Origin of the sequence: Pseudomonas sp. (assembly GCF_030698175.1) — a bacterium.
GTDB lineage: Bacteria > Pseudomonadota > Gammaproteobacteria > Pseudomonadales > Pseudomonadaceae > Aquipseudomonas.
In genome coordinates this window covers 142,500-168,589 of sequence record NZ_JAUYNT010000029.1, presented here as the reverse complement: position 1 = coordinate 168,589, position 26,090 = coordinate 142,500, and the positions used below count along the sequence as shown (strand labels likewise).

General features: G+C 57.9%; 23 protein-coding genes. 1 reads left to right on the top strand and 22 read right to left on the bottom strand.

Features of this window, described 5'->3' with window-relative positions; genetic code table 11:
* The 19 genes from nuoJ to Q8R10_RS16005 all read right to left on the bottom strand — a co-directional run bounded on the left by nuoJ (position 1) and on the right by Q8R10_RS16005 (position 20,105).
* A complete protein-coding gene (gene nuoJ, locus Q8R10_RS16095; protein ID WP_305654865.1) occupies positions 1 to 501 on the bottom strand; it encodes an NADH-quinone oxidoreductase subunit J in 501 nt (166 codons plus the stop codon).
* A 9-nt stretch (positions 502 to 510) separates the two neighbouring features.
* Complete coding sequence (nuoI, locus tag Q8R10_RS16090; protein WP_305654864.1) at positions 511 to 1,059, bottom strand: NADH-quinone oxidoreductase subunit NuoI; 549 nt, start codon at positions 1,057 to 1,059, stop codon at positions 511 to 513.
* Positions 1,060 to 1,070: 11 nt separating this feature from the next.
* The gene (nuoH, locus tag Q8R10_RS16085; protein WP_305654863.1) at positions 1,071 to 2,078 is read right to left on the bottom strand and encodes an NADH-quinone oxidoreductase subunit NuoH; all 1,008 of its coding nucleotides are present in this window, start codon (positions 2,076 to 2,078) and stop codon (positions 1,071 to 1,073) included.
* Positions 2,075 to 4,801: an NADH-quinone oxidoreductase subunit NuoG gene (nuoG, locus tag Q8R10_RS16080; protein ID WP_305654862.1), complete on the bottom strand. Its 2,727-nt coding sequence runs from the start codon at positions 4,799 to 4,801 to the stop codon at positions 2,075 to 2,077. Before nuoG ends, nuoH begins: the two co-directional genes overlap by 4 nt.
* Before the next feature lie 98 nt (positions 4,802 to 4,899).
* Positions 4,900 to 6,276, bottom strand: a complete 1,377-nt coding sequence (gene nuoF, locus Q8R10_RS16075; protein ID WP_305654861.1) for an NADH-quinone oxidoreductase subunit NuoF — start codon at positions 6,274 to 6,276, stop codon at positions 4,900 to 4,902.
* Positions 6,273 to 6,773, bottom strand: a complete 501-nt coding sequence (gene nuoE / locus Q8R10_RS16070; protein WP_305654860.1) for an NADH-quinone oxidoreductase subunit NuoE — start codon at positions 6,771 to 6,773, stop codon at positions 6,273 to 6,275. Before nuoE ends, nuoF begins: the two co-directional genes overlap by 4 nt.
* Positions 6,774 to 6,775: 2 nt before the next feature.
* Positions 6,776 to 8,557, bottom strand: a complete 1,782-nt coding sequence (nuoC, locus tag Q8R10_RS16065; protein WP_305654859.1) for an NADH-quinone oxidoreductase subunit C/D — start codon at positions 8,555 to 8,557, stop codon at positions 6,776 to 6,778.
* Between the two features lie 63 nt (positions 8,558 to 8,620).
* The gene (locus Q8R10_RS16060) at positions 8,621 to 9,295 is read right to left on the bottom strand and encodes an NADH-quinone oxidoreductase subunit B (RefSeq protein WP_305654858.1); all 675 of its coding nucleotides are present in this window, start codon (positions 9,293 to 9,295) and stop codon (positions 8,621 to 8,623) included.
* A gap of 10 nt (positions 9,296 to 9,305) precedes the next feature.
* Positions 9,306 to 9,719, bottom strand: coding sequence for an NADH-quinone oxidoreductase subunit A (locus tag Q8R10_RS16055; protein ID WP_305654857.1), 414 nt, complete (start codon positions 9,717 to 9,719; stop codon positions 9,306 to 9,308).
* Between the two features lie 436 nt (positions 9,720 to 10,155).
* Positions 10,156 to 11,751, bottom strand: a complete 1,596-nt coding sequence (locus Q8R10_RS16050; RefSeq protein ID WP_305654856.1) for an isocitrate lyase — start codon at positions 11,749 to 11,751, stop codon at positions 10,156 to 10,158.
* Positions 11,752 to 12,239: 488 nt separating this feature from the next.
* Positions 12,240 to 13,061, bottom strand: a complete 822-nt coding sequence (locus Q8R10_RS16045) for a secretin N-terminal domain-containing protein (protein WP_305654855.1) — start codon at positions 13,059 to 13,061, stop codon at positions 12,240 to 12,242.
* Positions 13,058 to 13,720, bottom strand: coding sequence for a histone acetyltransferase HPA2 (locus Q8R10_RS16040; RefSeq protein ID WP_305654854.1), 663 nt, complete (start codon positions 13,718 to 13,720; stop codon positions 13,058 to 13,060). Before Q8R10_RS16040 ends, Q8R10_RS16045 begins: the two co-directional genes overlap by 4 nt.
* Positions 13,721 to 13,727: 7 nt before the next feature.
* The gene (locus tag Q8R10_RS16035; protein ID WP_305654853.1) at positions 13,728 to 14,153 is read right to left on the bottom strand and encodes a GNAT family N-acetyltransferase; all 426 of its coding nucleotides are present in this window, start codon (positions 14,151 to 14,153) and stop codon (positions 13,728 to 13,730) included.
* On the bottom strand, positions 14,146 to 15,312 hold the full coding sequence (locus tag Q8R10_RS16030) for a cupin domain-containing protein (protein ID WP_305654852.1): 1,167 nt from the start codon (positions 15,310 to 15,312) through the stop codon (positions 14,146 to 14,148). Before Q8R10_RS16030 ends, Q8R10_RS16035 begins: the two co-directional genes overlap by 8 nt.
* 205 nt (positions 15,313 to 15,517) lie before the next feature.
* Positions 15,518 to 16,888: an adenylosuccinate lyase gene (gene purB, locus Q8R10_RS16025; RefSeq protein ID WP_305654851.1), complete on the bottom strand. Its 1,371-nt coding sequence runs from the start codon at positions 16,886 to 16,888 to the stop codon at positions 15,518 to 15,520.
* 82 nt (positions 16,889 to 16,970) lie between these two features.
* Complete coding sequence (locus tag Q8R10_RS16020) at positions 16,971 to 17,840, bottom strand: DMT family transporter (RefSeq protein ID WP_305654850.1); 870 nt, start codon at positions 17,838 to 17,840, stop codon at positions 16,971 to 16,973.
* 3 nt (positions 17,841 to 17,843) lie between these two features.
* On the bottom strand, positions 17,844 to 18,464 hold the full coding sequence (gene hflD / locus Q8R10_RS16015; protein WP_305654849.1) for a high frequency lysogenization protein HflD: 621 nt from the start codon (positions 18,462 to 18,464) through the stop codon (positions 17,844 to 17,846).
* The gene (mnmA, locus tag Q8R10_RS16010) at positions 18,461 to 19,591 is read right to left on the bottom strand and encodes a tRNA 2-thiouridine(34) synthase MnmA (RefSeq protein WP_305654848.1); all 1,131 of its coding nucleotides are present in this window, start codon (positions 19,589 to 19,591) and stop codon (positions 18,461 to 18,463) included. The genes hflD and mnmA overlap by 4 nt, the downstream gene beginning before the upstream one ends.
* A gap of 67 nt (positions 19,592 to 19,658) precedes the next feature.
* Entirely contained in the window at positions 19,659 to 20,105 is a 447-nt protein-coding gene (locus tag Q8R10_RS16005) for an NUDIX hydrolase (protein ID WP_305654847.1), read from the bottom strand.
* 334 nt (positions 20,106 to 20,439) lie between these two features.
* On the opposite strand from Q8R10_RS16005, the gene icd reads away from it, so the two are divergent.
* A complete protein-coding gene (gene icd / locus Q8R10_RS16000) occupies positions 20,440 to 21,696 on the top strand; it encodes an NADP-dependent isocitrate dehydrogenase (protein ID WP_305654846.1) in 1,257 nt (418 codons plus the stop codon).
* A gap of 278 nt (positions 21,697 to 21,974) precedes the next feature.
* Here the strand turns inward: icd and fabB are convergent, their stop codons facing one another.
* From fabB to Q8R10_RS15985, 3 genes are all read right to left on the bottom strand, one after another.
* Positions 21,975 to 23,192: a beta-ketoacyl-ACP synthase I gene (fabB, locus tag Q8R10_RS15995; RefSeq protein ID WP_305654845.1), complete on the bottom strand. Its 1,218-nt coding sequence runs from the start codon at positions 23,190 to 23,192 to the stop codon at positions 21,975 to 21,977.
* 11 nt (positions 23,193 to 23,203) lie between these two features.
* Entirely contained in the window at positions 23,204 to 23,719 is a 516-nt protein-coding gene (fabA, locus tag Q8R10_RS15990; protein ID WP_305654844.1) for a 3-hydroxyacyl-[acyl-carrier-protein] dehydratase FabA, read from the bottom strand.
* A gap of 206 nt (positions 23,720 to 23,925) precedes the next feature.
* Positions 23,926 to 25,830: an ATP-binding protein gene (locus Q8R10_RS15985; protein WP_305654843.1), complete on the bottom strand. Its 1,905-nt coding sequence runs from the start codon at positions 25,828 to 25,830 to the stop codon at positions 23,926 to 23,928.
* Between the last annotated feature and the right edge of the window lie 260 nt (positions 25,831 to 26,090).

Genomic DNA, 26,090 nt, shown 5'->3' with positions numbered 1-26,090 from the left:
TTATTCGTTCGCCTCGTGTCGGCCGAGGTGGAAGGCAGCCACCAGGGCCGCCAGCAGTAACATCGATGCCAGTTCAACCACCAACAGGTAGGGGCCGAACAGACTGATACCTACTGCTTTTGCATCCACAGTGGTTAAGCCAAGGGCCGCTCCGCTGTGATTGCCAAGCAGCACGTAGAGCATCTCGCAGAGCAGAGCCAAGGCCATCATCGACGGGCCGCCCCAGATACCGGGGGTCATCCACTGGCGCTCTTGCGCACTAGAGGCTGGCCCGAGGTTGAGCATCATCACCACGAAGACAAACAGCACCATGATGGCGCCGGCGTAAACGATAATTTCCAGAACCCCGGCAAAGGGCGCGCCGAGGCTGAAAAACAGCACCGATACCGCCAACAGCGAGACGATTAGATAAAGCAGTGCGTGTACCGGGTTGGTGTTGGTGATCACCCTTAAGGTGGCCATCACCGCGACGCCGGCGGCAAAATAGAAAGCAAATTCCACAGGGTCTCCTTAGGGCAGCAAGCTCTTCACGTTGATCGGTTGGGCTTCGTTTTGCGCAGCCCCTTTAGGTTTGCCAGCGATTGCCATGCCGGCAACCCGGTAAAAGTTGTAGTCAGGGTTTTTGCCGGGGCCGGAAATCAGTAGATCTTCCTTCTCGTAAACCAAGTCTTGGCGCTTGTAGTCAGCCATTTCGAAGTCTGGGGTGAGCTGAATGGCGGTGGTTGGGCAGGCTTCTTCACACAGGCCGCAGAAAATGCAGCGCGAGAAGTTGATCCGGAAAAACTCGGGATACCAACGACCGTCCTCGGTTTCGGCTTTTTGCAGGGCGATACAGCCCACCGGGCAGGCCACCGCACAGAGGTTGCAGGCCACGCAGCGCTCTTCACCGTCGGGGTCGCGGGTCAGGACGATGCGGCCCCGATAACGCGGTGGCAGATACACGGCTTCTTCCGGGTACTGCAGGGTGTCGCGCTTGTGAAATGCATGGGAAAACACCATCACCATGCTGCGCAGTTGGGTGTAGGTGCCGTGGAGGATATGCAGGATATATTTGAGCATGTTCATTGTCCTCACTGCAGCGCGCTGGGCGTGGCATTCAGCAGCACCAGGGCTGCAGTTACCAACAGATTGAGCAGGGTCAGCGGCAGGCAGAACGTCCAGCTAAAGGTCATCACCTGGTCATAGCGCGGGCGTGGAATGGAGGCGCGCAGCAAGATAAAGATCATGATGAAGAAAGCGGTTTTCAGGGCAAACCAGATAAAGGGAATCGACGGCAGTAACCCAAAAGGTCCATGCCAGCCGCCGAAGAACAGCGTCACCAACAGCGCGGAAATCAACACGATGCCGACGTATTCACCGACGAAGAACATGCCCCATTTCATCCCGGCATATTCAATGTGATAACCGTCGGCCAGTTCTTGCTCGGCTTCCGGTTGGTCGAATGGGTGACGGTGAGTCACGGCCACGCCGGCGATAAAGAAGGTACAGAAACCAATGAACTGCGGAATGATGAACCAGAGGTTTTGCGCCTGGTATTCGACGATCTCGCGCAGGTTGAACGATCCAGCTTGCGCCACCACCCCCATCAACGACAGGCCCATAAAGACTTCATAGGAAATGGTCTGGCCGGAGGCGCGCAAGCTGCCGAGCAGGGCGAACTTGTTGTTACTGGCCCAGCCGGCGAACAGCACCGCATAGACGGTCAAGCCGGCCATGGCGAAGAAGAACAACAAGCCGATGTTCAGATCCGCCACGCCCCAGGTTGGCGTGATAGGCACCACGGCAAAGGCGATCAGCAAGGTGCTGAAGGCCACGATCGGTGCGATGGTGAAGATCATCTTGTCGGCGAACGGCGGCGTCCAGTCTTCCTTGAAGAACATCTTCACCATGTCCGCGGCGATTTGAAAAGCACCGAAGGGACCTACCCGGTTCGGGCCGTAGCGGTCTTGCCAGAGCGCCAGCAAGCGTCGCTCAACCCAGCTCAGGAGTGCGCCGCAGATCACCACCGTAAGCAAGATGATCACGGCTTTGACCATCGCCCAGAGGATATCCAGCAAGTCGGGAGTCAGCCAACTCATAGCGCGGCCTCCTGCAGGGTGTGGGCGAACTTGCCAAACAGCACTGACGGAATACCGTGCAAACCGACGGGCAAACCAATCACGCCAAGGCTTAGGTTGTCGTCGATCTGGAGCGGTAAACGCAGGCTGGCTTCGCCGATTTTCAGGCTGAGCATTGCGCCATCGTTAACGCCCAGTTTGTCGGCTTCAGCTTTCGCCATGGCGACATAGGCCTGAGGTATCCGGGTTTGCAAGGGTTCGGCGCGGGCCGAGGTTTCTTCGCTGCCAAACAGGTGGTACAGCGGCACCACTTGCCAGTGACCGGCGGCCGGTGCGAATGGGCCCGGCACGCTGGTGAACCAGGTCAGGCCATCACCTTTAGGCTCGATTAAACGGGTGCCAGGGTCGCCGGCACGCAGATGGCCGCCGACTTCATCCTGGAACTTGTTCCAGGCTTGCGGTGAGTTCCAGCCCGGCGCCCAGGCGAACGGCACCTGCTGGCGTGGTTCGGCGGCGCCCGAGTAGCCTTCCATCGAGTAGGCGAAGGCGCTGTCCTGATCCTGTGGGGTGCGTGGTTCATGCACGCTGATATCGGCGCGCATCGAGGTGCGACCGCTGTAGCGCAACGGTGCCCGGGCCAGCTTTAGGCCCTTGATGCGGAAGGCCGCACTCGGCGCTGCATCAAGGATGCCAGCCAGTTCTGTTTGCGCGGCGGCGCAGGCTTCGGTGACCTGGTCCAGTTGGGTCCAGTCCACCGGCTTGTGCCGCATTGTGCTGTGCAGGGCATGCAGCCAGCGCCAGCCTTCACGAATCAATATCTTGTCGTCGTAATACGCCGGCTCGAAGACCTGGAAGAAGCGCTGCGCACGACCTTCCTGGCTGACCAGGGTGCCATCGCCTTCGGCAAAACTGGCGGCTGGCAGCAGCAAGTCGGCGCGGGCGGCGGTTGGCGTGTGCTGGTGGTCGAGCACAATCAGCACCTTGGCGGCTTGCAAGGCTGCATCCACCAGAGCGCTGTCGGTGCGGCGATAAAGATCGTTTTCCAGCACGATCAAGGCATCGGCTTGGCCGTCGATCAGGGTTTGCAGGCCTGCTTCAACTGAATCGCCTTGGGCTTTGCTGGTCAGCAGGGCCAGACCGAGGCTGTTGGCCTCAGTCACCACCAAGCTGATCGACGCGTTCTTCTCACGCAGCTTCAGGGCTTTGGCGATATTGGCACTGGCTTGCAGAATGGCTGGTGAACCGAGGGATGCACCGCAAACCAGCAACGGGCGTTTGGCGTTCAGTAGTGCAGTAGCAATCCGCTGGGCCAAGGCTGCCGCTTCTGGATCGAGGTTGGCGACCGCCGGCGAGCTGGCATCGATGGCGTGGGCCACGGCAAAGCCTAAGCGCGCCAGATCATCAGTGGCGGCGTGTACGCATTCTTCGGCAACATCATCGAGCTTGGTCGCGGTCAGGCTGGCGATAAACAGCGGGTTAAGCGCGTGTTGGCCGATGTTCTGTACTGCCGCATCTAGCCAAGGCTGAACTTTCATCGCCTCGGCCATGGCGATAGCCTTGCCTTTAACCGTTTGCCGCAGCGCCAGGGCGATGCGCGCAGCGGTTTGGGTCAGGTCTTCACCGAGCACGAACACCGCATCGTGTGTTTCGATTTCGCGCATCGAGGCGATTGGCAGCGGGCTGTCTTGCAGAATTTTCAGTGTTAAGCGCAGGCAATCCAGCTCGTTGGCCGCAACACCCGAGTAGAAGTTCTCAGCGCCGACCAACTCACGCAGGGCAAAGTTGCTTTCTAGGCTGGCCCGTGGCGAGCCGATGCCGATTACGCGGCGGTCTTTGAGCAAAACCGCGGCGTTATCCAGCGCCACATCCAGGCTCAGGCTGTTGCCATTGGCAATGCGTGGTTGGCGTGGACGGTCGGTGCGATTGACGTAGCCATAGCCGAAGCGGCCACGGTCACAGAGGAAATACTGGTTCACCGAGCCATTGAAGCGGTTTTCGATGCGGCGGATTTCGCCGTAACGCTCGCCGGGGCTGATATTGCAGCCGGAGGCGCAGCCATGGCAGATGCTCGGCGAGAACTGCATGTCCCATTTACGGGTGTAGCGCTCGGAGTGGGTTTTGTCGGTAAACACGCCGGTCGGGCAGACTTCGGTGAGGTTGCCGGAAAACTCGCTTTCCAAGACGCCATCTTCGACGCGACCGAAATAGACGTTGTCGTGGGCGCCGAACACGCCCAGATCGGTGCCGCCGGCGTAGTCTTTGTAGTAACGCACGCAGCGGTAGCAGGCGATGCAGCGGTTCATCTCGTGGGCGATAAAAGGCCCGAGTTCTTGGTTTTGGTGGGTGCGTTTGCTGAAACGGTAACGACGCTGGTTGTGGCCGGTCATTACCGTCATGTCTTGCAAGTGGCAGTGACCGCCTTCTTCACACACTGGGCAATCGTGTGGGTGGTTGGTCATCAGCCATTCGACCACGCTGGCGCGAAACTGCTTGGCCTCTTCGTCGTCGATGGAAATCCAGCTTTTATCGGTGGCCGGGGTCATGCAGGACATCACCAGACGACCACGTTTGTCGTTCTCGTCGGTGTACTGTTTGACTGCGCACTGGCGACAAGCGCCAACGCTGCCCAGGGCTGGGTGCCAGCAAAAATAGGGGATGTCGAGGCCGAGTGACAGACAGGCCTGTAACAGGTTGTCTGCACCGTCAACTTCGAACGCCTTGCCGTCTACGTGGATAGTGGCCATGGTTCAGGTATCTTCGTTTAACCGCCCGAAGGCGGACTTGGCTAATGGAATCACGGTAATCAGTCGGGGCCTCTATGGGGCCGCCAATCTGTAAACTCTTATGCGCCGGCGGGTAATGCCGACTTTAGTGTCGGGCTTGGGCGGGCAATGCCGGCTTCGAACTCCGCACGGAAATACTTGATGGCGCTGCCCAAGGGCTCGATGGCGCCAGGCGCATGGGCGCAAAAGGTTTTGCCGGGGCCGAGGTGATTGCACAGCTGCTCAAGGGTTTCGATGTCACCACTTTGCCCTTGGCCCTGCTCGAGTGAGCGCAGAATCTTCACGCTCCAAGGCAAACCGTCGCGGCAAGGGGTGCAAAAACCGCAAGACTCGCGGGCAAAAAATTCTTCCATATTGCGCAGCAAACCGACCATGTTGACGCTTTCGTCGATGGCCATGGCCAAGCCTGTGCCCATCCGCGTACCGACCTTAGCAATGCCTGCCGCGTACATTGGGGCATCCAGATGCTCGGGCAACAAAAAACCAGTACCGGCGCCACCAGGCTGCCAACATTTGAGTTTGAAGCCATCGCGCATGCCGCCGGCGTAGTCTTCAAACAGCTCGCGAGCCGGCACGCCGAACGGCAGTTCCCACAGGCCAGGGTTCTTCACCTTGCCGGAGAAACCCATCAGCTTGGTGCCCATGTCTTCACTGCCGGGCCGCGCCAGCGACTTGTACCAATCGACACCGCTGCCGACGATGGCGGGCACGTTGCACAGGGTCTCGACGTTGTTGACGCAGGTTGGCTTGCCCCACACACCCACGGCCGCCGGGAAGGGCGGTTTGGAACGTGGGTTGGCGCGGCGGCCTTCGAGAGAGTTGATCAGCGCGGTTTCTTCACCGCAGATATAACGGCCGGCGCCGGTGTGCACGAACAGCTCGAAATCAAAGCCGCTGCCGAGGATGTTCTTGCCGAGCAGGCCGGCTTGTTTGGCCTCGTCAATCGCGCGATTGAGATTGACCGCCGCATCGACGTACTCGCCGCGCAGGAAGATATAGCCACGATAGGCCTTGAGCGCGCGCGCGCTGATCAACATGCCTTCGATCAGCAAATGCGGCAGTTGCTCCATCAACATCCGGTCTTTCCAGGTGTTGGGCTCCATCTCATCGGCGTTGCACAGCAGGTAGCGGATGTTCTGCGATTCATCCTTGGGCATCAGGCCCCACTTAACGCCCGTGGGGAAACCGGCGCCGCCACGGCCCTTGAGGCCAGAGTCTTTAACCGTTTGGACGATTTCGTCCTGAGACATCTCGGCAAAGGCTTTGCGCGCGGCGCTGTAACCGTCTTTAGCTTGATATTCGGCGAGCCAAACCGGGGCGCCATCTTCACGCAGACGCCAGGTCAGCGGATGGGTCTCTGGGTTGCGCGCAATGCTGTTGGCCGGGCCAAATGAGCTGAGGCGCTGGGTGCTGCTACTGATGGCGCCATTGCTCATGGATAGTTCTCCAACAGTTTGGCCACGTCGTTTGGCTGTACATCGCCGAAGGTGTGGTCATCAATCATCAAGGCCGGGGCCTTGTCGCAGTTGCCCAGGCAGCACACTGGCAGCAAGGTAAAACGTCCGTCACTGCTGGTTTCGCCCAGGCCAATGCCGAGCTGTTGCTGGAGGCTGCTGACCACCGACTCATGGCCGCCGATATAGCAGACCATGCTGTCGCAGACGCGAATGATGTGGCGGCCAACCGGTTGGCGGAAGATCTGGCTGTAAAAGGTAGCGACACCTTCGACATCGCTGGCGGGAATGCCGATGATGGCGCCGATGGCGGCAATGGCGCCGTCGGGCACCCAGCCACGGGCTTCTTGCACGATTTTTAGTGCACCAATGGAGGCCGCGCGCGAGTCTTCATAGTGATGCAGTTCGTGCTCGATGGCTGAGCGTTCACTCTCACTGAAAACGAAACGGTCGGATTGGATCAGGCTGTTTTGGCTCATAATTAGCGGTCCACATCGGCCATAACGAAGTCGATACTGCCCAGATACGCGATCAGGTCAGCCACCATGCTGCCGCGGATCACCGAAGGGATCTGCTGCAGGTGCGGGAAACTTGGGGTGCGGATACGGGTGCGGTAGCTCATGGTGCCGCCGTCGCTCGTCAGGTAATAACTGTTGATGCCCTTGGTTGCCTCAATCATCTGGAAGGATTCATTGGCCGGCATGACCGGGCCCCAGGAAACCTGCAAGAAGTGGGTGATCAGGGTTTCGATGTGCTGCAGGGTGCGTTCTTTCGGCGGTGGCGTGGTCAGCGGGTGATCCGCTTTATAGGCACCAGCCGGCATGTTTTTCAGGCATTGGTCGATGATCTTGATGCTTTGACGCATCTCCTCGACACGCACTATGCAGCGGTCATAGGCATCGCCATTGACGGCCAGGGGGATTTCGAACTCGAAGTTCTCGTAGCCGGAATAGGGCCGCGCTTTGCGCAGGTCAAAGTCCAGACCGGTGGAACGCAGACCAGCGCCGGTAACGCCCCATTCCAACGCTTGCTTGGTGTTGTACTGGGCTACGCCCTTGGTGCGACCGATCAGGATGCTGTTTTGCAGCGCCGCTTTGGTGTACTCGTCGAGGCGTTTTGGCAGCCAATCGACAAATTCTTGCACCAGCTTTTCCCAGCCGCGTGGCAGGTCGTGGGCGACGCCACCAATGCGGTACCACGCCGGATGCAGACGGAAACCGGTAATGGCTTCGATCACCTTGAACGCCCGCTGACGGTCGGTGAAGGTGAAGAACACCGGGGTCATGGCCCCAACGTCTTGGATGTAGGTGCCGAGGAACAACAGGTGACTGGTGATACGGAAGAACTCGGCCAGCATGATGCGAATCACGTCGACTTTTTCCGGCACCTTGATGCCGGCCAGTTTTTCCACCGCCAATACGTAAGGCAGGTTGTTCATCACCCCACCGAGGTAATCGATACGGTCGGTGTAGGGGATGAAACTGTGCCAGGACTGGCGCTCAGCCATCTTCTCGGCGCCGCGGTGGTGGTAACCGACTTCGGGCACGCAATCGACGATCTCTTCGCCATCCAACTGCAAGATGATGCGAAACGCACCGTGAGCAGAAGGGTGGTTAGGGCCGAGGTTGAGGAACATGTAGTCCTCGTTCACGCCCTTGCGCTTCATGCCCCAGTCTTCTGGATTGAAGCGTGCGGCCTCCTCTTCCAGATTCTGCTTGGCCAGGGTCAGGCTGTAGGGATCAAATTCGGTGGCGCGCGCCGGATAGTCTTTGCGCAGCGGGTGACCTTCCCAGGTCGGTGGCATCATGATTCGGGTCAGGTGCGGGTGACCGGGGAAGTCGATCCCGTACATGTCCCAGACTTCACGTTCGTACCAGTTGGCATTCGGCCAGATAGAGGTGCAGGTCGGCAGGCTCAGGTCGCTCTCGGACAAGGCCACCTTGATCATTACGTCACTATTACGTTCGATCGACAGCAGGTGGTAGAACACGCTGAAGTCGGCGTTCGGCAATCCACGGCGCTGGGTACGCAGGCGCTCGTCGACACCGTGCAGGTCATAGAGCATGACGTAGGGCTTGGGCAGCTGACGCAGAAAAGTCAGCACCTCAAGCAGGCGTGCACGCGCTACCCACAATACCGGCATGCCGGTGCGGGTCGACTGCACAGTGAAACTCTCGGCGCCAAAGCGCGAGTTCAGTTCGACAACCACATTTTGGTCGTCAGCCTTATAAGGCGGGATGTACAGAGCGGTGTCTGCAGTCATAGTCTCGGTCGCTATCTATCAACGTAAAGAATGAGAGGGGGCTTTGTTAGCTAAAGACCGTAATCAGACTTCGTCGGGGCTGCGTAGGTTAGTGACAGCAATACGCTGCTCGCGGCGCTGCTCTTTTTGCGATGGCATGTCCGCGCGGTAGACGCCTTGCTCACCGACCACCCAAGACAGCGGACGGCGCTCTTGGCCAATCGACTCTTGCAGCAGCATCAATGCCTGCAGGAAAGCCTCGGGGCGTGGCGGACAGCCGGGTACGTAGACGTCCACAGGGAGGAATTTATCCACCCCTTGCACGACCGAATAAATGTCGTACATGCCGCCAGAATTGGCACAGGCGCCCATGGAAATGACCCATTTCGGCTCAAGCATTTGCTCATAGAGGCGCTGAATAATCGGTGCCATCTTGATAAAGCAGGTGCCGGCGATAACCATGAAGTCGGCTTGGCGCGGTGACGCTCGAATCACTTCGGCGCCGAAGCGGGCGATGTCATGGGGGGCGGTAAAAGCCGTGGTCATTTCCACATAGCAGCACGACAGGCCGAAGTTATACGGCCAGAGAGAGTTCTTACGCCCCCAGTTAACCGTCGTATTCAGCACGTCTTGCAGTTTGCCCATGTAGATATTGCGGTGGACCTGGCCTTCTAGCGGATCGGGAACCATCTCCCGATCGCCGATCGGATACTGCTCATTAGGCGCATCCGGGTCGATCTTGGTGAGTTTATATTGCATCGCCAAAGCCTCATTGTTTTAGCTTTGCTTGCCGCTTGCGGCGACTCTCGGGAGCCCAGTCAAGAGCACCGATACGCCATAGGTAGACAAGGCCAGCCAACAGAATTGCTATAAAAAGAGTAGCTTCTATAAAGCCGGCCCACCCGCTTTCGCGAACAGATACCGACCAGGCGAAGAGAAACAGGGCTTCAACGTCGAAGATCACGAAGAGCATCGCGACCAGATAGAATTTTGCCGACATGCGCAGGCGCGCAGTGCCAGTGGGCAGCATGCCCGATTCGAAGGGCTCGTTTTTGCTGCGCCCGAACGCCTTGCTACCGAGCAGGCTGGATACGCCGAGCATAAAAGCGATCAGGCCAAACACACCCAATAAAAACAATGCGAATGCCCAGTTATGGGCCAATAAACGTGTGGCTTCGCTCATCTTGCTGTCCTCGCGACTCTGCTCGTTGTTGCATGCGACATTGCAAAAATGCTGTAACTGTCTGTAGCGTAACGAAAACAGGTCGTCAAAAATTTTCGCAATTCTACTCGTGCAACTGCCGGTAAGTAAATTTTTCTAAGTAGGTAGTTTGCCTTGGCAGTCAAAAAAAGCCGCGTAATTTGCCCTAAGCATACCCGGCTTGGTTTGAAGTGCCAGGCTTTGACCGTTTTTGTCGAGAATCGATAATTGTTGAATGCGGACTATTTTTGCTGGCGAATCAGGAAGGGGGGCAGGCGTATGGCGGGGTGTGCTGGTTTAGTGGGGGTGAGCAGCTTTATTTCAGCCTAAAAAAACAAACCCCAGTATCGCTACTGGGGTTTGTTGGGACAACCTGCCTGGCCTAAGCGTTAGCTCGGGTTAGGCGAGCCAGTGGCTATTAGCTGAACTGGTTCATGGTGTTGTCTTTGCCGCCGGCCTTCAGAGCTGCTTCGCCAGCGAAGTACTCTTTGTGCGCGTCGCCGATGTCGGAGCCGGACATGTTCTGGTGCTTAACGCAGGCGATACCTTGACGGATCTCCTGACGCTGAACGCCTTTCACGTAGGCCAGCATGCCTTGGTCTGCGAAGTAACCTTTGGCCAGGTTGTCGGTAGACAGCGCGGCGGTGTGGTAGGTCGGCAGGGTGATCAGGTGGTGGAAAATGCCGGCCTTAGCAGAAGCATCACGCTGGAAGGTACGAATCATTTCGTCGGCGCGGGCGGCCAAGTCAGTTTCATCGTAGTCAACGCTCATCAGCTTGGCGCGGTCGTAGGCAGATACGTCTTTGCCTTCGCCAGCCATGATGTCGAACATTTGCTGACGGAAGTTCAAGGTCCAGTTGAACGATGGGCTGTTGTTGTAAACCAGCTTGGCGTTCGGGATAACCTTGCGGATTTCGTTAACCATTTCGGCGATCTGGCCAACGTGTGGCTTCTCGGTTTCGATCCACAGCAGGTCAGCGCCGTTCTGCAGCGAGGTGATGCTGTCTAGGATGCAGCGCGCTTCACCGGTGCCAGCGCGGAACTGGAACAGGTTGGACGGCAGACGCTTAGGACGCAGCAACTTGCCACCACGGTTGAGTACTACATCGCCGTTGTTCAGGTCAGCAGCAGAAACTTCGTCGCAATCCAGGAAGGAGTTGTATTGGTCGCCCAAATCGCCAGGGGTGTTGGTCACAGCGATTTGCTTGGTCAGGCCGGCACCCAGGGAGTCGGTACGCGCAACGATCACGCCGTTGTCGATGCCCAGCTCAAGGAATGCGTAGCGAACAGCATTGATCTTGGCGATGAAGTCGATGTGTGGCACGGTAACTTTACCGTCTTGGTGGCCGCACTGCTTCTCGTCAGAAACTTGGTTTTCGATCTGGATGCAGCAGGCACCCGCTTCGATCATCTTCTTGGCCAGCAAGTAGGTGGCTTCTGGGTTGCCGAAACCAGCGTCGATGTCGGCGATGATTGGCACTACGTGAGTTTCGTAGCCGTCGATCTGAGCCTGGATTTCGTCTGCTTTTACTTTGTCGCCGGCGGCGCGAGCAGCGTCCAGGGCGGTGAACAGCAGGTCCAGTTCACGGGCATCAGCTTGGCGCAGGAAGGTGTACAGCTCTTCAATCAGGCTGGAAACCGAGGTTTTCTCGTGCATGGACTGGTCTGGCAGCGGACCGAAATCCGAACGCAGAGCAGCAACCATCCAGCCCGACAGATAGAGGTAGCGCTTGTCAGTGGTTTTCAGGTGCTTTTTGATTGCGATCAGCTTTTGCTGGCCGATGAAGCCATGCCAGCAGCCCAGCGACTGAGTGTAGACAGAAGAGTCGGCGTCGTAGTCGGCCATGTCTTTACGCATGATGTCAGCAGTGTACTGAGCGATTTCCAGGCCGGTTTTGAAGCGGTTCTGGGCGCGCATGCGAGCGACGTATTCAGGGCTGATAGCGTTCCAGCTGCTGCCTGCTTGTTCTTTCAGGACGGCAACGGCTTTGATATCGTTTTGATAAGCTGACATGGTCAATCCTTCAAAGTATGTGTTTGGTTGAGCGCCGACTTTTCCTACCCAAAAACCCAATGGTTGTTGTGTAAGGCTCACCACAGTACGTCGAGATGTAGACCGAAAAGAGATTGTCGCTAACAGGAGGGGTGACGATGCGAATCAGGCTGTGCTTCGCGCCGCAATAGTTAAGGCTCTAGGGCGTGTAATCTGCCGGTGAGCGATGACCAAGAGCTGCAAAGTTAGGCTAGTTCGTTAAACGCTTCCCCGTCCCTCAGGACAACTTCGTTCCAGTCGCAACCTCATCGAACTGCCTTGTGGGCGGTTAAGACATAGAGCGTTCCGAAGGGTGGTCCGGTGACACTCTAGAGGCCCTTAACAGGACCCCAAGTTAGCGGGAGCGGGGCAATGATGCACTTCGTAAATGCCTTCGTCAAATTTTTTGTAGTGCTATTTTCGGGCACTACATAATCAGCTGGCGTGACTCGCCAGTCAGTCGATTGCGGCTAATCCAGGGCTTCGACTTTTAGGCGCATGCTCATGTCTTGGCTGCCTTCGGTGCTGTGCTTTTGCAGGAAGCCGTGTTGGTCGCCTTGGCTTTGCTGGTTAACGCCACCAACGCTGATCCACTCGCCCAGGCGCCCACTGACGCGGGTGTCGGTGCTCTGGATGTCGATAGCGCCGGATTGCGACTGGCTGAGTTTGTCGTTATTGCTGCTGATGCTGACATGCACAATGTCGCCGGTCAGGCTGGCGGTGACATAAAAGCCTTGGGTGACGTTGCGGTATTGGGTCTGGTTATAAACTTGCCCGTAGGGGCCGATACTGGTGGTGCTGAGCGGCACGCTTTGGCCGACTTGAATTAACGCCGGATAACCCTCGGTGGTTTGCACTTGCTGCACGCCGCCACTGCGGCTGTCGGTGCTGCGGCGGATGATGCGCACCTGATCGCGACCATTGATCTCACCGCGCCCGGCTTGCACCTCAACGTCGCCAGCGCTGGCCGAGCCGTTAACCGAGTAGCCGCGATCATCTTGTTGGCTGGAGTCGCTGGTGTCGACGCTGATGAGCAGCCGTTTGGGCTGGGTGTCGAGCTGATTGAGCAGGGTGCGCAGCTCGGCAATTTTTGCCGGCGGGGCGTTAACTATCAGTTGATTGCCATAAACGCTTACTCGCCCGTCGCTGCCCAGCACCGATTGGGCCACTGCGAGCACGTCGTCGGCGGTGCGATAATTCAGGGCTATCACCTCGGTGGCGGCGTGCACGGCGCAACTTGCGCTCAGTAGCAGGCCGGTAAGCAGGCCGGTAAGCAGGGCGCGCAGGTTCATAGCAAAAAACTCCTCAGGTCGGCGTCGCTGATACTGGTGCTCCAGGCTTGCTCGAACTGTGCTCGGCGCAGGCGCACATTGGCGGGGTCTTGATAGCAAGCGTAGCCGGCATATTGACTGGGTTCTGGGCGCAGCAGTAAGGCGCAGTCATCGGCCAGTAAAAAACTCAGTGTTTCGCTGGGGTAGTCCGGGTGCAGTTTGCGAATCAGGCAGTTGCTCGGCAGGCGGCGCGCCAGGCTTAGCAGGCGATGACCGTGCTTCACGGCGAGGGTCGTATCGCGCAGCAAGATGCGCAGTTGATTGCGCGGGTTGGCCAGTAAAAAGTCAGTGCAGGCCGCTTGCATGCTGCTGTGGTGATAAAGCCAGGGCTCAAGATCGACGCTGTACAAGCACAGGCTGCGTTGCGCCTGTTGCAGCAAGGCCAGTGCGTGGGCGCGCGCGTCTTGCTGATTGCTGAAGTGCTGTACTTGGCGGTCTTGCCCGAGGGTGAAGGGCGCGGGCTCAAGGGGCACGGCATCGGCAGTCGGTGACGGCGGATTGTGCAGACTAAAACGTCCCGGCGACTCAAACTCAATGGCGGATAAGTCCTCAGTGCTGCGCTGAGTGACTGGTTCTTCGCTTGAGTTGCTGTCGAGTGCTGGGACGTCTTCGTCGTTCATTTCGGCCTCAGTCGCTGTGGCGCACCATATCTACGTGCGGGATGCCAGCGTCGAGAAACTCGTCGCTGACCACGCTAAAGCCAAAGCGCTCATAGAACGAGCTGGCGTGCACTTGGGCACTGAGCATTTGCTGCTTGAGGCCGCGTTTTTCGGCCTCCTCAATCACTGCGCGCAGCAACTTGTCGCCGACTTTTAGCCCGCGCCAGTCTTTTAGCACTGCAACGCGGCCGATGTGGCCGTCAGGTAACAGGCGGGCGGTGCCCATTGGATACTCGCCCTCGAGTGCCAGAAAGTGTACTGCGCTGGCGTCGTCGGCATCCCACTCCAGCTCCGCCGGCACGGCTTGTTCGGCAATAAACACCGCCTCACGTATGCGGCGCAGCGCAGCCTGGTCTTTTTTCCAGTCCGCGAGGCGGATGTGAACCTCATTCATCAGCAAACTCCAGGCTGCCTTGCGTGACCAGTTGCAAGAGCAGATTGCGCCCCTCATCGTCGGCAAGCCATTGGCCGAGGTTGCCTTCGTGCAGCGACTCGGCGGAGCAGATCAGTTTCAGTAGTTCGCGCAAATTACCCGGCAGCAAACGGCTTTGGCCGCTGGCGAATAGCAGCAGGTCGTCGTCAACTTCCGACCAGGCCAGGCGTGAGCTGGGGTTGCGCACCAGCACTGCGCCGTCTTGCAGGCTGGCGAGCAGGTCTTCTTCGGCCAGCTCGGGGCCGGCGATGAGTTCGGGGTAGCGCGGCTCGGTCATAAATTGGCCAAACCAGGTCAGCAGCAGGCGCTCATCGTTCATGTGCTCGTTGAGCAAGCTTTTTAGGCGATCAAGCGAGTCGCGTTGAATCTGGTGCGGGTCGCTGCATGGGACGATGTCAGCGTCGCTGTAGCGTTCTTCATTGGTCAGAAACTGACTAAGGAAGTCGGTGAAGTGGGTCAGTACTTCAGCCGCGCTGGGGGCGCGAAAGCCTACCGAGTAAGTCATGCAGTCATCCTCGGCGATACCGTAGTGAGCCAGTCGGGGGGGTAAATAGAGCATGTCGCCAGGTTCAAGAACCCATTCATCGGTTTGGGTAAAGTCGGCCAGAATGCGCAGGTCGGCATGCTCCAACATGGGGCTGTCGGCGTCGCACATTTGACCGATTTTCCAGCGCCGCTGGCCGTGGGCCTGGAGCAAGAACACATCGTAGTTGTCGTAGTGCGGACCGACGCCGCCGCCCGGTGCGGCAAAGCTGATCATCACGTCGTCGATCCGCCAGCTGGGCAGGAAACGAAAGTTTTCCAGCAGCTCGGCGACTTCTGGGATGAACTGATCGACGGCCTGCACCAGTAAGGTCCAGTCACGCTCGGGAAGCTTGTTGAACTCGTCCTCGGCGAATGGGCCGCGGCGCAATTCCCACGGCTGTTGGCCGTGCTCAATCACCAGGCGTGATTCGATTTCTTCTTCCAGGGCCAAACCGGCCAGCTCGTCGGGCGAAATCGGGCTTTCAAAATTGGGCAGCGCTTGGCGGATCAGTAAGGGTTTTTTCTGCCAGTAATCACGGAGGAATTCGCGTGCCGTGAGGCCGCCCAGAAGTTGCATGGGAGAGTCGGGATTCATCGCTAGGACCTTGAAAGAATAAAAAACGCCCGGCATACAGGTCGTGTGAAAACTACTGCGCTCGATTATGCGGTGTTAAAAACAGGCTCAAAATGCTCATTTACAACTCGTAAACTGCGCTTTTTCGCCTGTTTTTGCCTTGCCTAACCTTCGCTCGCTACGTTTTCAAACGACCTGCGCCGGGCGCATAAAAAGTTGTTGTCAGTTAGATGCGCTTAGCCTGAGCTACGGCGTTGCCGATGTAGCTGGCAGGGGTGAGCTTCTTCAGCTCTTCCTTGGCGGTTACGGGCATGTCCAGGTTATCGATAAAGGTCATCAGCGCTTCTGGGGTGATGCCCTTGCCGCGGGTCAGTTCCTTGAGTTTTTCGTAAGGGTTTTCGATCGCGTAGCGGCGCATCACGGTCTGGATCGGCTCGGCCAATACTTCCCAGCAAGCGTCGAGATCGGCGGCAATGCGCTGCTGATTGAGTTCGAGTTTGCTGATGCCTTTAAGCGTCGCCTCGTAAGCCATCAGGCTGTGAGCAAAGCCCACGCCCAGGTTGCGCAATACGGTGGAGTCGGTCAGGTCGCGCTGCCAGCGCGAGATCGGCAACTTGCTCGCCAGGTGTTGGAGCAGGGCGTTGGCGATACCGAGGTTGCCTTCGGAGTTTTCGAAGTCGATCGGGTTGACCTTGTGCGGCATGGTCGAGGAGCCGATTTCGCCGGCGATGGTCTTCTGCTTGAAGTAGCCCAGGGAGATGTAGCCCCAGACGTCGCGGTCGAAGTCGATCAGGATGGTGTTGAAGCGGGCAATCGCATCGAACAGCTCGGCAATGTAGTCATGGGGTTCGATTTGCGTGGTGTAGGGGTTGAACTCAAGGCCCAGTTCATTTTCGATAAATTCACGGGCATTGGCTTCCCAGTCGATGTCCGGGTAGGCCGACAGGTGGGCGTTGTAGTTGCCAACGGCGCCATTGATCTTGCCTAGCAACGGCACTGCCGCGACTTGCTGGATTTGCCGCTCGAGGCGATACACCACGTTGGCGAATTCTTTGCCCAGGGTGGTCGGCGAAGCCGGCTGGCCATGGGTGCGGGCCAGCATGGAAATGTCGGCAAAGTTTATCGCCAGCTGGCGAATGGCCTCGGCCACTTGGCGCATTTGCGGCAGCAGCACGGTGTCGCGACCTTCGCGCAGCATCAGGGCGTGGGACAGGTTGTTGATGTCCTCACTGGTGCAGGCGAAGTGGATAAATTCACTGACGTTGGCCAGTTCCGGCAGCTTGGCCGCCTGCTCCTTGAGCAGGTATTCAACGGCTTTAACGTCGTGATTGGTGGTGCGTTCGATCTCTTTGACGCGCTCTGCGTGGGCCAGCTCGAAGTTCTCGGCCAGGGTATTAAGCAGCGCATTGGCTGCTGGCGAGAAGGGCGCTACTTCGGCGATGCCGTTGTGCGCAGCCAAGCGTTGCAGCCAGCGCACTTCGACCATGACGCGAAAGCGGATCAAGCCGTATTCGCTGAAAATCGGCCGCAGGGCGCTGGTTTTGCTGGCGTAACGGCCATCAACGGGGGAAACCGCAGTGAGCGAGGAAAGCTGCATGGGGTGTTCTCCGGCAGTTAGGCAACGAAAAGGGCGCATATCATACATTAAAAAAGCCGCCAGACAGGCCTGTCGAATTGCCTCAGGTGCGGCGGCGTTGAATCGATAAGAGACTGGCGGCGAAAATCAGCCCAGCGCCAATCAGCGAGCTGAGGTCTGGGGTTTCGCCCCAGCGCAGCCAGGCGATGGCACCGGCGAAGACGATGGCCAAATAAGCCACCGGGCCGATTTGGCCGGGCGGCGCCAGGCTGTAGGCTTTGGACATGACAATCTGACTGGCGGTCGCCAGCAAGCCGACGATCAGCAGTAACCACAGGTCGTGACTGTTCAACGGCTGCCAGCTCCAGCTCAGTGGGATCACCGAGATCAGGGCGCTGAACAACGAAAAATAAAACACGATGCGAAACGCCGGTTCGGAGTCGCTCATCTGCCGAATCGACACAAAGGCAAAGGCGGCCAGCAAGCTGGCGGCGATGCCGATCAAGGCTTGGCCACCGAGCAGCGCCGAGGACGGTTTGGCCACCATCAGTACCCCGATCAGGCCGATGGCGGTGGCCACTAACATGCGCTTGGTCAGCGGCTCTTTGAGTAGCCAGCGGGCGATCAGTGGGGTGAAGACCGGCGCTGAATAGGTGAAGAGCATGGCGTCGGCCAGCGGTAAGTGGGCGATCGCGTAGAAGAAGCAGTACATCGCCGCCAGGCCATAGCCGGTGCGCCACAGATGCCCTGGGAGGCGCTGGGTGCGCAACGGGGCAAAGCCCTTGAGCAGGATCAGTGGCAGAAAAAACACCACGCCGACCAGGTTGCGAAAGAACACCACCGACTCGTTATTGACGCTGAGCGACACCTCGCGAATGCCGACGCCCATCAGCGAAAACAGCAAGGCCGAAAGCGCCAGCAAGGCGGCGCCGTGTAGCGGTTTTACCGAACGGTTTAGTATCACGGGCGGCATGACTCAGGCGCGCAGCAGCGGGTAAAGCTCGTTGAGTAGCTTGCGCCGGCCAAACACCAGCTGCCAGCGACTACCGCCCAGTTGCCGCCAGAGTCGGGCGGCGCGAATCCCAGCCAGCAAAATCGCGCGGATTTTCGAGGCGTTGCTGGCTTGCTGCAGGTGGCGCATATCGCCTTGTACCTGAATGCGTCGGGGAAAGGTGCTGAGGGTGTCCTGATACAGGCTGCCGCTGGCGGCAATCACGTTGTCATGCACCAGGCCAAAGTGTTGCACCTGTTGCTGGATTTGATCGAGACGGCTGCCGATCACCTGCAGCAGGTCGTCGCGCTTGGCCAGCTTGCGCTCAAGGCCCAGCAGTGCCAGGGCGTAGCGCAGCGGTTCGCGTTGCAAGGCGGCCGGATTACGCTCCAGGGCGCCGACCAGCGCGCGGTAACCGTCGCGTAAATTCAGGTCGTCGCCACCGAACACGTCGAGGGTGTTGTCCGGGTCGCGAACCAGCAGGCTGCCGAGCATGCAGCCGAGTTCGGCTTCGCTGACTTGTCCGCTCTTGGCTATTTTATCGACCAAAAACGCCGCCTCGAAGACGGCGCCGAGGGCGATCAGTTGCTCCTGGATTGGATTCATGGGCGCACCTGGCTGAAGTCCCAGGCTTGCGCCGACTCAATCACGCCGCCGCCCAAACAGACTTCTCCGGCATAGAACACTACCGACTGGCCTGGCGTCACCGCGCGCTGGGGTTGCTCGAAGACGGCGCGATAACCGTCGCCGGTTCGCTCCAGGGTGCAGGCTTGATCGCTTTGCCGGTAGCGAACCTTGGCCGTGAGTTGGCGCGGGCTGCTGAGGTCTAACGGGTTGACCCAGAACATCTCCGAGACTAGTAAAGCCTGGGAAAACAGCATGGGATGTTCGTTGCCTTGGCCGACCAGCAACACGTTGCGCGCCATGTCTTTGCCCAGTACATACCAGGGCTCATCGCCGGCGTCTTTCAGGCCGCCGATGCCCAGGCCCTGGCGCTGGCCGATGGTGTGGTACATGAGGCCGTGATGCTGACCAATCGACTCGCCATCGGTGGTTTCGATAACGCCCGGCTGGGCCGGCAGGTATTGCTTGAGAAAATCGCTGAAGCGCCGCTCGCCAATAAAGCAGATGCCGGTGGAGTCCTTCTTCTTGGCGGTCGCCAGCTGGTGCTTCTCGGCAATGGCGCGCACCGCCGGTTTTTCCAGCTCGCCAACCGGGAACAGGGTTTTCGCCAGCTGCTCGCCACCCACTGCATGCAAGAAGTAGCTTTGGTCTTTGTTGGGGTCCAGGCCTTTAAGCAGCTCGGTGCGGCCGTCAAGGTCGCGGCGGCGCACATAGTGGCCGGTGGCGATCAGATCGGCGCCGAGCATCAGGGCGTAATCCAGAAAGGCTTTGAACTTGATTTCGCGGTTACAGAGGATGTCCGGGTTAGGTGTGCGCCCGGCTTTGTATTCGGCCAGAAAGTGCTCGAAGACGTTATCCCAATACTCGGCGGCAAAGTTGGCGGTGTGCAGTTTGATGCCGATGCGATCGCAGACCGCCTGGGCGTCGGCCAGGTCATCCATGGCCGTGCAGTACTCGCTGCCGTCGTCCTCTTCCCAGTTCTTCATAAACAGGCCTTCCACTTGGTAGCCTTGCTCAAGCAGTAGTAGGGCGGAGACGGAGGAGTCGACACCGCCGGACATGCCGACAATGACGCGCGGTGAAGACGGCTTTGGAGTTGAATCAGGCATGGGTATTCAATCGGCAACGGCAAGATTAAGGCGCCGATTCTATCAGGCGCAGGCGCTGCTGGGCGGATCAGCTTGCAGGGCGAATCAGGCTCAGCGAAAAACGTTCGCCGCTCAGGTAGTCATCAATGCACTGCAAAACCAACTCACTGCGCCAGCGTTCGGGTTGCGCGACGAGCTCGGCGCGAGTCAGCCAGCGTGGGCCGATAATGCCCTCGTCCAGCGCCAGGCTTGGGCTATGGCGCAAAGCGTTGCCGGTAAAGCACACGCGCTGATAGGTCACACCATTGCTCGGCGCGGTGTACAGGTAAATGCCGGTCAGGGCGGTAATCTCGACATCCCAGCCGGTTTCTTCGAGCGTTTCGCGAATAGCAGCCTGAATGAGACTTTCGTCGGCTTCCAAATGTCCGGCAGGCTGATTTAATACAGCGCGGCCATTGGCCATTTCTTCGACCAGCAAAAAGCGACCTTGGTCTTCGATGATGGTGGCTACAGTTACATGGGGAGTGAAACGCATGGGCAGCTCCTTAAGCGGTGCGCAATATTAGCCTGCGCATTTGGGCTGAGCGAGTCTAAGCTCAAAAGCTCGGCGAGCGCTGAAGCGACCTAAGGTTTAACCGGTAAGGGGCAATCTGTCGCAGTTTGTAGTGATGCCGTAGTTTGACTACAAAGGGCTGCTGATGGCCTACTTTAGGCTGTCGCAATCCTGTAAGAAGATGGCTGATTGAAGGAAAATGCGTGACTTTCTGTAGAAAAACTACAAGAATGTTTGCTTACCAAAAAGCATAAATAGCAATCTGTCGTGCCATCCGCGCGACAGTTTTTAGACCACGAAAACCAAGGAGTCCAGCATGGGATACCAAAAGATCCAGGTGCCAGCAGGCGGCGACAAAATCACCGTAAATGCCGACTTTTCAATCAATGTACCCAACAACCCAATCATTCCTTTTATCGAGGGTGATGGCATTGGTATTGATATCAGCCCGGTGATGATCAAAGTCGTCGATGCTGCGGTTGCTAAGGCCTATGGCGGCGAGCGCAAGATTGCCTGGATGGAAGTCTACGCCGGCGAAAAAGCCACTCAGGTTTACGATCAAGATACCTGGTTGCCGAAAGAAACCCTCGAAGCCGTACGTGATTATGTGGTCTCTATCAAGGGTCCGCTGACCACTCCAGTGGGCGGTGGTATTCGTTCGCTGAACGTCGCCATGCGTCAAGAGCTTGATCTCTATGTTTGCCAGCGCCCAGTACGTTGGTTCACCGGCGTACCAAGCCCGGTGAAGAAGCCGCAAGATGTCGACATGATTATTTTCCGCGAAAACTCGGAAGACATTTATGCCGGCGTTGAGTGGAAAGCCGGCTCCGCTGAGGCGATCAAAGTGATCAAGTTCCTCACCGAAGAAATGGGCGTGAAGAAGATCCGCTTTACCGATATGTGCGGTATCGGCATCAAGCCAGTGTCGGAAGCCGGCACCAAGCGTCTGGTTCGCAAGGCGCTGCAGTACGCCGTGGACAATGATCGCAGCTCGATGACCATCGTACACAAAGGCAACATCATGAAGTTCACCGAAGGTGCCTTCAAAGAGTGGGCCTATGAAGTGGCCACTACCGAGTTTGGCGCCGAGTTACTGGATGGCGGTCCTTGGATGCAATTCAAGAACCCGAAAACCGGCAAAAACATCGTGGTTAAAGACGTGATCGCCGATGCGATGCTGCAGCAAATTCTGCTGCGTCCATCCGAGTACGATGTGATCGCGACCCTCAACCTGAATGGCGACTACCTGTCTGATGCCCTGGCGGCAGAAGTTGGTGGTATCGGCATCGCGCCTGGCGCGAACCTGTCGGACACCATCGCCATGTTCGAAGCGACCCACGGCACTGCACCTAAGTACGCGGGTCTGGACAAGGTTAACCCGGGTTCGCTGATCCTCTCGGCCGAGATGATGCTGCGTCACATGGGCTGGCTGGAAGCGGCCGACCTGATCATCAAGGGCACCGAAGGTGCTATCGCGGCGAAGACTGTGACTTATGACTTCGAACGCTTGATGGAAGGCGCCAAGCTGATGTCTTGCTCGCAGTTTGGTGATGCGACTATCGCGCACATGTAATGGTAAAAAGTTGTTCGTAGGCTGTGTGAATGCTCAGCCTGCGCCCAAAAGCAAACGCCCCGACCCGTTCGGGGCGTTTGCTTTTGGGCGTTTGAAAGAGGGGGCGGGTAGTGGGGCGAGTTGACGCTCTATAGCTAGTGGAAGCCCTGCTGTCCTTGGTGATTTGCACGAAAGCAGTCTGATTTCATTCTCGGGTTCAGCTCATAAAAAATGCCCGTATCCTGAGATGCGGGCATTTTTTTACATCACTTGCGCGGCCTGGTGTTTATGCCGCAGCGTTATGCCTGCCAGCGCTTCAGCACCAGGGAGGCGTTGGTGCCGCCAAAGCCGAAGCTGTTGCTCATTACTATGTTGGCGCTAAAGTTTTCGCGGGTTTCACGCAGGATTGGCAAGTCGGCAACCTCAGGGTCGAGGGTTTCGATGTTGGCTGAGGCGGCGAGGAAGTTGCCTTCCATCATCAGCATGCAGTAGATCGCTTCGTGGACGCCGGCGGCGCCCAAGGAGTGGCCCGAGAGGCTCTTGGTCGAGCTGATCAGTGGCGCCTTGTCGCCAAACACTTCGCGCACGCCACGGCTCTCGGCCAAATCGCCAACCGGCGTCGAGGTGCCGTGGGTGTTGAGGTAGTCGACCGGCTCGTTGACGGTGGCCAGTGCTTGCTGCATGCAGCGCACCGCGCCTTCGCCGCTCGGCGCGACCATGTCGTAGCCATCGGAGGTGGCGCCATAGCCGATGATTTCGGCGTAGATTTTTGCGCCGCGTTTCAGGGCGTGTTCCAGCTCTTCAACCACTACCATGCCGCCGCCGCCAGCGATGACAAAACCGTCGCGGGTGGCGTCATAAGCGCGTGAGGCCGTTTCTGGGGTGTCGTTGTACTTGCTCGACAGGGCGCCCATGGCGTCAAACAAGAAGCTTTGGCTCCAATGCTCTTCTTCACCGCCGCCGGCAAACACTATGTCTTGCTTGCCGAGCTGGATCAGCTCCATGGCGTGACCGATGCAGTGAGCACTGGTAGCGCAGGCCGAGGAGATCGAATAGTTGACGCCTTTGATCTTGAACGGCGTCGCCAGGCAGGCCGAGACGGTGCTGCTCATGGTGCGCGGCACGCGGTACGGGCCAACGCGCTTAACGCCTTTTTCGCGCAGGATATCCAGGGCTTCCATCTGGTTGACCGTCGAAGCACCACCGGAGCCGGCGACCAGGCCGATACGCGGATTGGACACTTCTTCAGCCGTCAGGCCGGCATCCTTGACCGCTTGCTCCATCGCCAAATAGGCGAAGGCTGCTGCGTCGCCCATAAAGCGATAAACCTTGCGGTCAATCAGTGCTTCTAGATCAAGTTTGACCGAGCCGGAAACTTGGCTGCGCAGGCCCATCTCGGCATAGGCCGGGTTGAAGCTAATGCCCGAACGGCCGGCACGCAGGCTGGCGGAAACGGTGTCTTTATCGGTGCCCAGGCACGAAACAATGCCCAGCCCGGTGATCACGACGCGACGCATGCGGTTGTCCTTTAAAAGCTGTCAGTAGAGGTAAACAGGCCAACGCGTAAGCCTTCGGCACTGTAAATTTCGCGGCCATCAACGCTCACGGTGCCATCGGCAATAGCCAAGACCAGAGAGCGGTTGATGGTGCGTTTAATGTGGATGTTGTAGGTGACTTTCTTGGCGGTTGGCAGTACTTGGCCAAAGAATTTTACTTCGCCTGAACCTAGTGCGCGACCGCGTCCTGGGCAACCTTGCCAGCCGAGGTGAAAGCCCACCAGCTGCCACATGGCATCCAAGCCTAAGCAGCCTGGCATAACCGGGTCGCCTTCAAAGTGGCAGGCAAAAAACCACAGGTCTGGATTGATATCCAGCTCGGCAACCAACTCGCCTTTGCCGTACTTACCGCCGGTTTCGCTGATATGAACAATGCGATCAACCATCAGCATATTGGGGGCGGGCAGTTGTGCGTTACCTGGGCCGAACAACTCGCCGCGGCTGCAGCGCAGTAGGTCTTCCCGAGTGAAGGCGTTTGCTTTGGTCATGCGAGCTCCTGGAAATCCCTGTGCACCAGGGCTTGAAAAATTGTAGTTGCCAGCCAATTGCACAAGGCTTGTGCTGGCAGGCTAGTCGTAGACTGTTGCGATAGGATGAAAGTCACAGTGCGCGAACAGTTGTGCGCTCAAAACGCTGCATTTTGTACCGGGGCGCAGAGCAAAACACCGGCCTGGGACAACTCCTTGTCACTTTATCATTCTTGCTCGGGTGTTGAAGCGGCGTTGGCCAGCCAGCGTTGCAGTATTCGCTGCAGATCGACGCGTTTAAAGGGTTTAGCCAGATAATCATTCATGCCTGCCGCCAAGCAAGCCTCACGATCGCCCTGCAGGGCGTTGGCGGTCAACGCGATGATCGGCGTTTGCACCTGGTTGGGCAGTAGGCGGATCTGCCGCGTGGCTTCGTAGCCATCCATTATCGGCAGGCGGCAGTCCATCAAGATGGCCGAGTACGCAAAGTTGGCAGCCTTGTGCACCGCCTGCGCGCCATCGCCGACCAAGCAGACTTGATAACCGAGGCTACGCAGCATGGCTTCAATCACGGTCTGGTTGACTGGGTTGTCTTCGACCAGCAGCACCAAATGGCCATTTGCGTTGCTGATCAACGGCGCCTCAACAACGGGCTTTTGCGTTTGCTGAGAAAACGCCAAAGGGATTTCCAGGGTAAATAATGAACCTTGTTCTTCCACGCTTTCGGCGCGTAAGGAGCCGCCCATGCGTTCGGCCAAGGTGCGGGCAATCGGCAAGCCCAGGCCGGTGCCACCGTAGCGCCGTGAGATCGAGGTGTCGGCCTGCTGAAAGGCATCAAACATATGCTCGAGTCGCTCGGCGGAAATGCCAATGCCGGTGTCTTTCACCGTGCAGGTTAGCCAGAGCACATGGTTATCCAGCGGTTGCCACTGGATATTGAGGCTGATGCTGCCTTCTTCGGTAAACTTGAGGGCATTGCCGAGCAAGTTGACCAGAATCTGTCGAATTCGCGTCGGATCGCCTTGTACTTCAATCTGTTCAAGCCCTGCTTGGGTTTGCTGCAGCAGTTGCAAGCCGCGCTGCTGGGCGCTGTGCTGGAACACCTGAACTGAGCTTTGGATCAACTCCAACACGTTAAAAGGAATACTTTCCAATTCGACCGCGTCGCGCTCGATGCGCGAGAAATCCAGAATGTCATTAATAACTTTAAGCAAATGCTCGGTGGACTCGGTCGCCAGCGCCGAATACTCGGCTTGCTCGCGCGTCATCTCGGTGGTCTCCAGCAATTGCAGCATGCCCAGCACGCCATTCATGGGGGTGCGCAGTTCGTGGCTCATCATGGCCAGAAAGTCCGATTTGGCCCGGTTGGCTTGCTCGGACTCTTCGCGGGTATTGACTAGCAAATCGATGGCCTGTTGTTGCTCTTGGTTGGCTTGCTCAAGGCCCTTGGCCAGGCTGTTGATATGCCGGGCGAGGTCGCCAAGTTCGGCGTTGTCATCCTCGGGCAGCACGGCATGGAAATTACCCGCCTCAATGGCCTTAACCGCCTGCGCCATTGAGCTGATCGGTTGCGACAGGCGCCGGGCCAGGCGCCGGGCTAATAAAAAAGTCAGCAGCAGGGCGCTCATCGCCAGTAGCGATGCTTTAAACAGGATTAATTGTTGACGATTATTGAAGGCGTCATTGGACATGCCAATCACGACCCGACCCAGGTAGTTGCTATCGCTGCGCTTTGGGTTAAGTGCACTGTTTTGCTGCGGGCCTTGGCTGTGAATGGCGGCATTGAACAGTTCAATTTGACTGCTGTCCTGGATGGCGTTGCCGTCTTGCTCGGCGTACACGAGGATTTTTTCTTGCGGATCACGCACTTCTAAAAAACGAATCTGCGGCGTGGCCAGGGTGGCTTGCAGGAGGTTTTTTAACAGCTGTGGATTCTCGGCGATAACGCCGTACTCAGTTGCGACCGCGAGTTGATTGGCAATCAGCTGACCGGTATTGGTGGTTTCATCACGTAAATCGTGCAGGCGGGTGAAGGTGAAAAAACCGGTGAGCAGCAGCGTTAGCAGCAGCGCCGGAACCAAGCTGATCAATTGGGTGCGGGCGTGAATATCCCAGCTGAAGTTAAGTTTCATTCGAGCATCCCTGCGCGATACAACGGCTAGTGGCGTGGGGGCAGTTATCGCCAGCCGCGGCATGGGGAGCACCGAAAAGGGCTGGATGGTATTGAATACGGATTAAATACACGGAACGACCTTGTTCGCGGTTACTGTGCAAGCATGGTAACTGAGCCGAGGGCTTTTGCCAGCCGCCCACAGGTGCAAAGCGCGCAGCTCTGCGGGCAAACTTTGCAGTGCGAGCACTGGTCGGTCAGGTGTAGCCCCTTATAATGCCC